Source organism: Caulobacter sp. Root655, assembly GCF_001427665.1.
Taxonomy (GTDB): Bacteria; Pseudomonadota; Alphaproteobacteria; order Caulobacterales; family Caulobacteraceae; genus Caulobacter.
The window spans coordinates 160,640-171,765 of the sequence record NZ_LMHC01000022.1; the positions used below are offsets into that span (position 1 = coordinate 160,640).

At 69.1% G+C, this 11,126-nt stretch carries 11 protein-coding genes; 6 read left to right on the plus strand and 5 right to left on the minus strand.

Going from position 1 to position 11,126, the window contains the following annotated elements:
- Window positions 1-226: 226 nt before the first annotated feature.
- Both ASD79_RS14545 and ASD79_RS14550 read left to right on the plus strand, forming a co-directional pair.
- Window positions 227-1,906 carry a choline dehydrogenase gene (locus ASD79_RS14545; RefSeq protein WP_056722843.1) on the plus strand — a complete coding sequence of 560 codons (1,680 nt, stop codon included), beginning with the start codon at window positions 227-229 and terminating at the stop codon, window positions 1,904-1,906.
- 192 nt (window positions 1,907-2,098) lie between these two features.
- Window positions 2,099-3,046, plus strand: a complete 948-nt coding sequence (locus ASD79_RS14550) for an aldo/keto reductase (RefSeq protein ID WP_056722845.1) — start codon at window positions 2,099-2,101, stop codon at window positions 3,044-3,046.
- Between the two features lie 110 nt (window positions 3,047-3,156).
- Here the strand turns inward: ASD79_RS14550 and ASD79_RS14555 are convergent, their stop codons facing one another.
- Window positions 3,157-3,705 (minus strand): PAS domain-containing protein, encoded by a 549-nt coding sequence (locus ASD79_RS14555; RefSeq protein WP_056722847.1) that lies wholly within the window; start codon window positions 3,703-3,705, stop codon window positions 3,157-3,159.
- 185 nt (window positions 3,706-3,890) lie between these two features.
- On the opposite strand from ASD79_RS14555, the gene ASD79_RS14560 reads away from it, so the two are divergent.
- Window positions 3,891-4,829 carry a hypothetical protein gene (locus ASD79_RS14560; RefSeq protein WP_056722848.1) on the plus strand — a complete coding sequence of 313 codons (939 nt, stop codon included), beginning with the start codon at window positions 3,891-3,893 and terminating at the stop codon, window positions 4,827-4,829.
- A gap of 222 nt (window positions 4,830-5,051) precedes the next feature.
- On the opposite strand, the gene cysE is transcribed toward ASD79_RS14560, so the two are convergent.
- Both cysE and ASD79_RS14570 read right to left on the minus strand, forming a co-directional pair.
- On the minus strand, window positions 5,052-5,882 hold the full coding sequence (gene cysE / locus ASD79_RS14565; protein WP_056722849.1) for a serine O-acetyltransferase: 831 nt from the start codon (window positions 5,880-5,882) through the stop codon (window positions 5,052-5,054).
- Between the two features lie 104 nt (window positions 5,883-5,986).
- A complete protein-coding gene (locus ASD79_RS14570; protein WP_056722850.1) occupies window positions 5,987-6,610 on the minus strand; it encodes an NUDIX hydrolase in 624 nt (207 codons plus the stop codon).
- A gap of 76 nt (window positions 6,611-6,686) precedes the next feature.
- Between ASD79_RS14570 and ASD79_RS14575 the strand changes: the two genes are divergently transcribed.
- Window positions 6,687-7,301 carry a nitroreductase gene (locus ASD79_RS14575; protein WP_056722852.1) on the plus strand — a complete coding sequence of 205 codons (615 nt, stop codon included), beginning with the start codon at window positions 6,687-6,689 and terminating at the stop codon, window positions 7,299-7,301.
- 132 nt (window positions 7,302-7,433) lie between these two features.
- Here the strand turns inward: ASD79_RS14575 and queF are convergent, their stop codons facing one another.
- Window positions 7,434-7,889 (minus strand): preQ(1) synthase, encoded by a 456-nt coding sequence (queF, locus tag ASD79_RS14580; RefSeq protein ID WP_056722854.1) that lies wholly within the window; start codon window positions 7,887-7,889, stop codon window positions 7,434-7,436.
- A 90-nt stretch (window positions 7,890-7,979) separates the two neighbouring features.
- On the opposite strand from queF, the gene ASD79_RS14585 reads away from it, so the two are divergent.
- Together ASD79_RS14585 and ASD79_RS14590 are read left to right on the plus strand one after the other, a co-directional pair.
- The gene (locus ASD79_RS14585) at window positions 7,980-8,783 is read left to right on the plus strand and encodes an SDR family NAD(P)-dependent oxidoreductase (protein WP_056722856.1); all 804 of its coding nucleotides are present in this window, start codon (window positions 7,980-7,982) and stop codon (window positions 8,781-8,783) included.
- A gap of 256 nt (window positions 8,784-9,039) precedes the next feature.
- Window positions 9,040-9,756 carry a TorF family putative porin gene (locus tag ASD79_RS14590; RefSeq protein WP_056722858.1) on the plus strand — a complete coding sequence of 239 codons (717 nt, stop codon included), beginning with the start codon at window positions 9,040-9,042 and terminating at the stop codon, window positions 9,754-9,756.
- A gap of 97 nt (window positions 9,757-9,853) precedes the next feature.
- Here the strand turns inward: ASD79_RS14590 and ASD79_RS14595 are convergent, their stop codons facing one another.
- Complete coding sequence (locus ASD79_RS14595) at window positions 9,854-11,110, minus strand: CynX/NimT family MFS transporter (RefSeq protein WP_056722860.1); 1,257 nt, start codon at window positions 11,108-11,110, stop codon at window positions 9,854-9,856.
- Window positions 11,111-11,126 lie beyond the last annotated feature (16 nt).

Genomic DNA, 11,126 nt, shown 5'->3' on the forward strand with positions numbered 1-11,126 from the left:
AACCCTAGGCACCCTTCGAACATAAAGCTTGGCCGCAAAGATCTCTAAGTCGGATTGATCAAAAACCACCCAGAGTTTGCACGCGGGCGAGGCGTCAAATCCGTGGCGCGCCTTTTCGCTGTGCGCTCCAGCCCTCCGCGACAACCAACCCCTCTTGCCCGCCGCGAGAACCCGGACCACTCTCTGCCTTAACAACGATAACATTCCAGGGAGGCGACGTCGGGCCATGTCCACCGCGCGCTACGACTACGTCATCATCGGCGCCGGTTCGGCCGGCTGCGTCCTGGCCGCGCGCCTGACCGAGGACCCGAGCGTCAAGGTCCTGTTGCTGGAGGCCGGGGGCAAGAACACCTCGCTGCTGGTCAAGATGCCGGCCGGGGTCGGCGAGCTGATCAAGGCCAAGGGCGACCAGAACTGGGGTTTCTGGACGCAGGCCGAGCCGCACCTGAATGACCGCAAGCTGTGGTGGCCGCGCGGCAAGGGCCTGGGCGGCAGCTCGGCGATCAACGGCATGATCTACATTCGCGGCCACGCCCGCGACTACGACCAGTGGCGGCAGATGGGTCTGTCGGGCTGGTCCTATGCGGAGGTCCTGCCCTATTTCAAGCGCTCGGAGACCCACCACGCCGGCGGCGACGCCTATCACGGCGGGTCGGGCCCGCTGCACGTCTCGCACGGCGAGTCCAAGAGCCCGTTCTACGGGGCCCTGATCGAGGCCGGCCGCCAGGCGGGCCACGCGGTGACCAAGGACTTCAACGGCTACCAGCAGGAGGGTTTCGGCCCCTACGACCTGACCATCCGCGACGGTCAGCGCTGCAGCGCGGCGGCCGCCTACCTGACCCCGATCCTGGCCCGCCCGAACCTGACCTGCGTGACCGAGGCCCGCACGACCCGGATCCTGGTCGAGAAGGGCCGCGCGGTCGGCGTGGAGTATGTGGTCGGGCCGATCGGCGACAAGGGGGGCGGCGAGAGACAGGTCGCCCACGCCGACGCCGAGGTCCTGCTCAGCGCCGGGGCGGTGCAGTCGCCGCACATCCTGCAACTGTCGGGCATCGGCGCCCCGGACGACCTCAAGGCCCACGGCATCGCCACCGTCCACGAGTCCAAGGGCGTCGGCGCCAACCTGCAGGACCACCTCGACGTCTGCCTGTCGTGGACCACCCGGGGCCTGACCACCGCCTATTCGGCCAACAAGGGCCTGCGGAAACTGGGCACCGGCCTGTCCTACATGCTGCTGGGCAAGGGCCTGGGCCGCCAGCAGTTCCTGGAGTCGGGCGCCTTCCTGAAGTCGCGCCCCGACCTCGATCGCCCCGACCTGCAGATCCACGGCGTGCTGGCCATCATGCAGGACCATGGCAAGACGCTGATCGAGAAGGACGGCTTCACGCTGCATGTCTGCCAGCTGCGGCCCGAGAGCCGCGGCAAGGTCGGGCTGCGCTCGGCCGACCCGTTCGACGACCCAACCATCCTGGCCAACTACCTGGCCGCCGACGAGGACCGCCGGGCCCTGCGCGAGGGCGTGCGCATCGCCCGCGACGTGGTCGCCCAGGCGGCGCTGGACCCCTATCGCGAGGCCGAATACGCGCCGGGCGCCGACGTCAGGAGCGACGCCGAGCTCGATGCCTGGATCCGCGCCAAGGCCGAGACCATCTACCACCCGGTCGGGACCTGCCGGATGGGCGCGGCGGGCGATCCGCTGGCCGTGGTCGACGGCGAGTTGCGCGTGCAGGGGATCGCGGGCCTGCGGGTGATCGACGCCTCGGTGATGCCGACCCTGATCGGCGGCAACACCAACGCGCCCACGATCATGATCGCCGAACGGGCCTCTGACCTGATCCGGGGCAAGGCCGTGGCCGCGCCGATCGACGTGCCGGTGTTCGAGGACGGGCGGGCGGTCGCGGCGTAAACCCTCTCCCAAAGGGAGAGGGAGGGGCCCGACTGCGGAGCAGTTGGGAGGGTGAGGGGTTTAGACGTCGAACGGCGTGCCGGCAGGGCGTTTGAGATGGCCGGTGAGAGCGTGACCCCTCACCTTCCCACCGCTGCGCGGCGGGCCCCTTCCTCTCCCCCGAGAGAGGATCAAGAAAGCGAAGGACACCCCATGAACCACCGCCCCCTTGGCCGCTCCGGCCTGTCGATCGCCCCGCTGGTGTTCGGCGGCAACGTCTTCGGCTGGACGGCCGACGAGGCGATGTCCCACCGCTTGCTCGACGCCTTCGTCGACGGCGGCTTCAACGCCGTCGACACCGCCGACGTCTATTCGGCCTGGGTTCCGGGTCACACCGGCGGCGAGTCCGAGAGCGTCATCGGCCGTTGGCTGAAGGCGCGGGGCAGGCGCGACGACGTGCTGGTGCTGACCAAGGTCGCCATGTGGCCGGCCCAGCCGGGGTTGTCGGCGACCAATATCGTCTCGGCGGTCGAGGGCTCGCTGAAGCGGCTGCAAACCGACCACATCGACCTCTACCAGGCCCACCAGGACGACGCCGAAACCCCGATGGACGAGACGCTGGAGGCCTTCGACCGGCTGATCAAGGCCGGCAAGGCGCGGGCGATCGGCGCCTCGAACTTCACGCCGGGCCGCCTGGGCCAGGCCCTGAAGGTCTCGGCCGACAAGGGCCTGGCGCGCTATGAGACCATCCAGCCGAAGTTCAACCTCTATGACCGCGGCGAGGTCGAGGGCGCGCTCGACGCCGTGACGACCCGGGAAGAGATCGGCGTCATCCCCTATTACGGCCTGGCCGCCGGCTTCCTGACCGGCAAGTACCGCACCCCGGCCGACCTGGAAGGCAAGGCGCGCGGCCGGACGGTGGCCCGGGACTATCTCAACCCCAAGGGCCTGAAGATCCTGGCGGCGCTGGATGAGGCCGCCAAGGCGGTGTCGGCCAGCCAGGCCCAGGTCGCCCTGGCCTGGATCATGGCCCACCCGTCGGTCACCGCCCCGATCGCCAGCGCCACCAGCGTCGAGCAGTTGACCGAGCTGATGGGCGCGGCGCGACTGGTCCTGCCCGCCGAGGTGATCGCCAAGCTGAACGCGGCGGAAACGGCCTAAAACGTAAAAATGGGAAGGGGTCGCTTTCCAGCGCCCCCTTCCCATCAACAGCGCGCCCCCTGCGGCGCGCCGTCCCTTTCCGCCCCCCCGGACGGAAAAGCTCGATGTCGTCAGGCGATCCGCCGCCCGTGCAGCGTCGCCAGCCGCAGACGCGGCGATTCCTCGTTGGCCGGGCCCAGGCTCCGGATCTCGCGCACGCCCAGTTCCGAGGCCGGACGGCCCATCAGCCGCTGGATCATGGCGACCGGCTGGTAAAGACCAAGGAAACGGTCGGTCTGGCCGTCCATGCCGGTCATCGGCGCGAACAGCACTTCCATGCCGACCGAGGGGACCCCGACGGCGCGGATGTCGGCGGTGACCACCATGGGCTCGCCTCGACGCCGCGCGACCTCCAGGGCCGACTTGACCTCCAGGCGATGCGACAGGGCCCAAAGGCCCAGGGCGTCCTCGCCGCGCAGGTCGCGGGCGTGCAGGTCGGTGACGAAACCGCCGGCCAGGCGCACCGGATAGCGGCCGGTCCCGTCGCGCCCCAGGATGAAGATCTGCGGCAGAAGGTCGAGGAAATCACCGGGATTGACGCTGGCGCGGGTCGGCACGGCGTCGTTAACGGCCCGGCCACGCCAATAGTCTATCAACCGTTGTGTGCTTGGATGGAACATCGTCGTTCCCCTCGCGGCTCGCTCCGCGGTCCTTTTCGACCGCATCGAGCTTGCAAGGAGAATCGGACCAGCCCCCGGACCGTGCCGTCCTGGGACAGTTATCCGATGGAGCGGCGGGCATGGCGTGGTTCTTGCTTGGCTTTCGGCCACGCGCGACGCCGACGAGTTGTGAAGGGGATACGCTGATGCAGGCGCCGAAAATGACCTTGCCCAAGCTGGTGCTCAGCCTGGCCGCCGGACTGGGCGCGCTGGTGCTCGGCGGGGTCGCCTACGCCCAGTGCTGCTCGCCGCCGCCGCCGCCCTGCTGCGCGCCGCCGCCCGCCCCGCCGCGTCCGCCCGCGCCACCGCCCGGCTGCAACACCTGCGGCGGCGGTCACAACGTCAACATCCCCGGCATCAACATCCATGTCGGCGGCTCGATCGTGGTCAACGCCAGCGCCTCGGCGACCAGCAACGCCTCGGCCGGTTCGAGCGCCGGAGCCGGCGCGGGAGCTTCCGCCGGCTCGACCGTCTATTACGGCGGCGGCACGCACGGCGGCTACTATTCCGGCCCGGTCTCGACCGGCTACATCCAGGGCCTCAATGTCGAAGGCGGCGAAGCCCGCCGTCGCGCCGCCTACGAGGCCACCCGCACCAGGTTCAAGCGCGTGGTCATCCGCGCCGTCTGCCTGGACGACCGCGACATCCCCCACCCCGCCTCGCAGGTCACCCCCGACCGCGACATCGACAGCGGCTACGACGGCGAGCTCTATCGCTGCATCGCCGGCTCGCGGATGCAGTACGTCGTCGGCGCCTATGAGGGGATCAGCGACATCAATTCGGGCGGCGAGACCTATCTCTGCGGCAAGAACGAAGCGCTCTACTATGGCGGCGGCGGCCGCGGCGATTCCGGCCTGGCCGGCGGTCCCGATGGTCGTGGCGGCGCGGTCAGCTGCCGTCCGCAACGTTCGGCCCGCGACTGCAACGAGCGCTCGCTGCTGCGCCGCTACGGGGCCGGCGTGAAGATCCTGACGATCCTCACCGTCGAGAAATACACCGCCTACCGCGAGGAAACGGTCCGCGAGTCGAGCATGTCGGGCATGAGCCTCAGCCTCGACGGCGGCGTCGGCGGGGTGGTGTACTAGGCGCCGAGCGCGCTCAAGAATGCAGAAGGGCCGCCGATGAGGCGGCCCTTTTCGTATCTGGTCCAAGCTTTAAGCGCTTTCCCTCCCCTTCATGGGGAGGGTGGCCCCGAAGGGGTCGGGTGGGGCTTGCTGACTCAAGGCGCCCTGCACCGGCCCCCACCCGTCGGCTTCGCCGCCACCCTCCCCGCAAGGGGGAGGGACGATCGGCCAAGGTCGTCGGCGTCAGATCACGTAGTCGTAGACCACGTCGGCCAGGGTGTGATCCATCGTCCGGGCCGGCTCTTCGCAGGTCGGGCAGTTGACGATGCGGGCCGGGACGCCGGCGGCCGTGCAGTGCGGCGGCACGGGCTTGAGCACCACGGAACCCGAGGCGATCTTGGCGTATTCGCCGATGGTGATGTTGCCCAGCACCTTGGCGCCCGCGCCCAGCAGCACGCCCTTGCCGATCTTGGGGTGGCGGTCGCCGCGCTCGGCGCCGGTGCCGCCCAGGGTGACGCCGTGCAGCATCGAGACGTCATCGCCGACCACCGCGGTCTCGCCGATGACGATGCCGGTGCCGTGGTCGATGAACACGCCCTGGCCGATGCGGGCCGCCGGATTGATGTCGACCTGGAAGACCTCGCTGGCCCGGCTCTGCAGGTAGAAGGCCAGGGTCTCGCGGCCCTGGCTCCACAGCCAGTGCGACACGCGATGGGTCTGGAGGGCCAGGAAGCCCTTGAAGAACAGGAACGGCTGGACATAGCCCTTGCAGGCCGGGTCGCGCTCGAACACCGCCATCAGGTCGGCCTCGGCGGCGGCCACCAGGGCCGGGTCGCTGTCGAAGGCGGCGGCCGCGAACTCGCGGACGGTCATGGCCCGCATCTCCTGGTCGCCCAGCTTGCGCGCCAGTTGGAAGGTCAGGGCGTCGGCCAGGTTGTCGTGACTGAGGATCACCGCGTTGAGCAGGGACGCCAGGGCCGGCTCGGCCTTGGCGGCGTGTTCGGCCTGGTTGCGCAGCGCCGCCCAGACGGGGGGCGTGGCGTCGTGCGTCACGACTTCGAGATGCTTGGCCACCGGGATCTCCCTCTTGCCTCGCGATACAAGAGCATCTTTTTAGGAAATGCTCCAGTCCCACGACTCTTGACGACCAACGCGCGAAACCGTCCGCGGTCGCCGCCCTACCCTAGGACGCGCCTGACCAGATCGGCCGGCAGCTCGCCCCTGACCGCCATATGGTGCACCCGGAGCAGTAAAGCCACCGTCAAGGAGTCCGGCATGTGTCCGGCCACCGCCGCGTCGAGGGCTTCGCCGAACGGCACGCGGGCGATCGCCAGGTCCTCGGTCTCGTCCGGCGCGGTCGCCGTGGGGGTCAGGCCCATGGCCAGGAACCCGTGGCAGAACTCGTCGGTGATCGAGTTGGAAAGCTCCATCGTCAGGATCTGGCGCCAGTCGGCGGCCTCCAGCCCCACTTCCTCGGCCAGTTCGCGCTTGGCGCCGTCCAGCGGCTCCTCGTCCAGCGGCGCGCCGCCCTCGGGGATCTCCCAGCTGTAGTTGCCGTGCGGGAAACGGTTCTGGCCGACCAGCGTCACCGTGCCGTCGTCGTGCAGCGGCACGACGCCGATCGCCCGGTTCTTGAACGCCACCTTGCCGTACAGGGCCGGACGGCCGGTCGGGGCGATGGCCTGGTATTCGGTCAGGGTGATCCATGGGTTGTCGTAGACGGTCTTCCCGCCGTCGGCGCCCCAGGGCTGGCCGTGCGGCTTCAGCCATTCTGGCTTGGGGCTGGCGGGTTTATTGGACATGCGAACGACTCGCGACTTGTGGCGACCGGAGCGCGGCCATAGGTGTGCAGGCTTAGCGCGCTTCCTGGAGGTCGTCTTGACCGGTTCCGTTCCCCTCGCCCCGCAATTTGGCGACATCCTGCCGATCGAGCCCTCGCAAGCGGTGCTGGACTTCCTGGCCAAGCGCCGGTCGGCCTCGGCCATGACCCTGACGGCGCCCGGCCCCGACGACGACCAGCTGGCCGACCTGCTGCGCCTGGCCGCCCGGGTTCCCGACCACGGCAAGCTGTCGCCCTGGCGGTTCGTGATCCTGCGCGGCGCGGCCAAGGACGCCTTCGCCGCCAAGATCACCGCCCTGGCCGACAGCCAGGCCAATCCGGCCAAAGCCAACGCCGCCCTGCGCAAGCTGACGCGGCCGCCGGTCGCGGTGGCGGTGATCTCGCGTTACCTCCCCGGCGAGATCCCCGAGTGGGAGCAGCGCCTGAGCGCCGCCGCCGTCTGCCAGCAGATGCTGCTGGCCGCCGCCGCCATGGGCTGGGGCGCCAACTGGATCACCGACTGGTACAGCTACGATCCGCGCGGCCGCGAGATCCTCGGCGTCGAGGCCGGCGAGCAGGTGGCGGGCTTCCTGTACCTGGGCACGGCCACCGAGGCCCCGCAGGAGCGGGCGCGGCCGGACGTGGCGGCGATCACCACGACGTGGTCGGCGTAGCTTTCTCTGTCATCCCGGACGAGCGCGTAGCGCGAAGATCCGGGACCGCCGGAAGCGCGGCGTTCACGCGCCGGTCCCGGATCTTCGCTTTGCTCCGTCCGGGATGACAATGTTGGAGCGGGTGAGTGCAGATCACCCCCGCCCGCGATACGGCGCCACGCCCTGCTCCGGCACCCACAGGCCTTCCGGCGCCGGACCCGTCTGCCAGAACACGTCGATCGGGATGCCGCCGCGCGGGTACCAGTAGCCGCCGATCCGCAGCCAGCGGGGCTGGGCGATCTCGACGATCTTGCGACCGATCTTGACCGTGCAGTCCTCATGGAACGAGCCGTGGTCGCGGAAGCTGGTCAGGTAGAGCTTCAGCGACTTGCTCTCGATCAGCCAGTCGCCGGGCGCATAGTCGATGACCAGGTGCGCGAAATCGGGCTGGCCGGTCACCGGGCACAGCGAGGTGAATTCCGGGGCCACGAAGCGGGCCAGATAGGTCACGTCGCTCTGCGGGTTGGGCACGCGCTCGAGGACGGCCTGGTCAGGGCTGGCGGCGGGCCGGACGGCCTGGCCCAGCTGGGTCACGTGAAGTTCGGTCATGGGCGGGATTTAGGCCTCGCGGCCCAGCGAGACAAGCGCGCGCGGTGTCGCTATCGTCGCCTCAAACAAACGTTTAGGCGGAGACGACAGATGAGCGGACGGGATTTCGACGGGTTCACGGTGGTGGTCACCGGCGCCTCCACGGGCCTGGGACGGGCCATGGCGGTGGAAACCGCCCGGCGCGGCGCGGCCCTGGTGGTCGTCAACTTCGCCCGTAGCGCGCAAGAGGCCGAAGAGACCGCCCGGCTGATCGCCGCCGAGGGCGGCAAGGCCGTGCTGGTGCAGGGCGACGTCGCCCAGGACGCCGACTGCCGCAGGATCGCCCAGGCCGCCGCCGCCTTCGGCCGCATCGACGCCCTGTTCAACAACGCCGGGATCACCAAGTTCGCGCCCGACCACGCCGACCTCGACGCGGTCAGCGCCGAGGACTTCCTGAACCTCTACGCGGTCAATGTGGTCGGGGCCTTCCAGATGGTGCGGGCCGCGCGCAGCCTGCTGGAGGCCGCGCCCCAACCCGGCGCCGTGGTCAACACCGCCTCGATCGCCGGCGTGGTCGGCAACGGCTCGTCGGTGCCCTACGCCGCCTCGAAGGGCGCGCTGACCACCATGACCCTGTCGCTGGCGAGAGCCCTGGCGCCCCGCATTCGGGTCAACGCCGTATGTCCCGGCTTCATCGACACCCCGTGGTTCAGCAAGGTCATGGACGAGGAACGCACCGACCGGTTGCGCGCTAAATCGGCGGCGGCCACGCCGCTGAAGGTCGCCTCGACCGCCGAGGACGTGGCCGGCGCGGCGGTGTTCCTGGCCTCGCCCGCCTCGCGCCACGTCACCGGCGAAACCCTGCTGGTCGACGCCGGCCTGCACCTGGGCGGGGCGAGTCTGGCGATGCGTTAAAGCCGCAGGTAAAGCGTAAACAAACCAGACCTCGACACTGTGGCGCCCAACGTCAGTTCTGAAGCAAAATCGTCACACTACGCCCAAACTTTGCACCACCGGGCGCGTTTCTGCTGGCGATTTAACCAGCAAGATTGCAACAAGGGCGTTGCCGACAACTACTCCCGTTGTGCCCAAACACGCTTGCAGGCGTCGCTGGACGTCGAAGGCTCCAAAACCCTTCGAACGGCAAAACAGAGATAAGGGGATAGAACACATGAAATTTCTGAAACTGGCGCTGGTCGCCGCCGCCGCTTCGGTCGCCATGGGCGGCGCCGCGATGGCTGAAGAACTGAAGCTTTCGTACAATGTTGGCGTGGCCAGCGACTACATCTTCCGCGGCATCAGCAACACCAACAACGATCCGCAAGTGTTCGGCGGCGTCGACGCCACCTACGGCATCGGCTACGCGGGCGTCTGGGCCTCGAACGTCGACTTCGGCACCGAGAACCCCGAAGCCGAAATCGATGTCTACGCCGGCGTGAAGCCGACGGTCGGTGACGTCGGTCTGGACCTCGGCATGATCTACTACGGTTATTCCAAGGACAAGAACGGCATCCCGGGCTCGTACAGCTACGTCGAAGTCAAGGCCGCCGCCTCGAAGGCCGTTGGTCCGGGCACGATCGGCGCCGCGCTTTACTACTCGCCGGAATTCCCGAGCGAGGGTGGCGAAGCGTTCTACTTCGAAGTCAACGGCTCGGCTCCGATCGGCGAAAAGCTGACCCTGAGCGGCGCCGTGGGCCACCAGAGCGTTGACGCCGACGGCTACTTCTCCGGCGTGGGCAACAAGTACACCACCTGGAACCTGGGCATCTCGGCGGCGATCACCGAGCACCTGACGGGCGACCTGCGCTACTCCGACACCGACCAGCACGAGTTCGGCAAGAGCCTGTACGGCTCGGCCCTGACCGTCTCGCTGAAGGCCGCGTTCTAAGCGTCAGACGTCACGACAAGCTGGAAGGGCCGTCTCGACACCGTCGGGGCGGCCCTTTCTTTTGGGCGTGTCCCTGGCGTCAGGCCCGTCTCTGGCGTCAGGCCTGGGCGCGCGCCGTGGGCGGTCGCATGAACAGCGCCGCCACGAACACCACCGCCGTCACCGCCGCGAACAGCTGGAAGGTCGGGGTGAAGGTCCCCAGGCGGTCGCGCATGAAGCCGCCGATGAACGGCCCGGCCGCCGACACCGCCCCGATCAGGCAGGTCAGGGAGAACAGTTCGACATTGTTGCGGCGGCCGAAATAGTTCAGCAGCAACAGGCTGACGGCCAGCACGGTCAGGCCGAAACCGACGCCGACGCCGACCGCGTACAGCACCAGCAGCGGCGTGCTATCGGCCCGGGCCAGGGCCAGCAGGCCGATCACCAGCAGGCCCTGGGCGAAGACCAGCAGCCAGCGCGGATCGACGCGGTCACCGATCGCCCCGCCGCCCAGCCGGGCGACCACCTGCATCAGGCCTTCCAGGCTGAGCATGCCGGCCGCCACCGCGCCGGCCACGCCCAGTTGGGTCAGGTGGGCCTGGGTCAGGCTGGCGGCGCTGATCCCGGCCAGCAGGTGGCTGAAATAGGCGGCCAGCAGCACGTAGAACTGCGGCGTGCGCACGGCGTCGCGGACGCTCCATTCGTGGTCGGTGTGATAGACCTTGCCGGGGACCACGCCCGAGGCGTGCTGGGCCCTGGCCTCGTCGTCCAGCACCTTGTCCAGCGCCGCCCCGGCCTGCTCCAGCCAGCGGGGGCCGCCCACGGCCACGGCGCAGACCAGGCCGACCAAGCCCACCAGCACCGCCTGCAGCGCCCAGTACAACCGCCAGTCGTCGTGGGTGGCCCCCAGGATGCTCACCACCATCCACGGCCCCGCCACCCCGCCCAGGGCGCCGAAGGTGAAATAGATGCCGAACGGCAGGGCCCGCTGCTTGAAGATCGCCGACAGCACATGGGTGCCGGGGATCAGCGCGGCCATCTGGAAGCCGACCCCGCACAGAGCGGTGCCCAGGAAATAGATCGGCAGGGCGTGGACCCGCGACAGGCAAGCCAGGCCACCCGCCATCACCGCCACCCCGACCAGCACCGTTCCGCGCACCCCGATCCGGCGGATCAGCAACGCCGGCAGCCACGAGGACAGGCCGGTGAACACCCCAAGGATCGAGAAGCCCAGGAAGGCGTGCTCCCAGCTCCAGCCCAGTTCCGGAACCATGGCCGGGATCACCACGCCCAGCGACGAATAGGTCGCCGCGGTGATCAGGAACAGCAGCAGGCTGAAGGCGGCGACGAGGAGCCAGGGGCGGATAGCGGTCATTGGTACCTCTGAAACC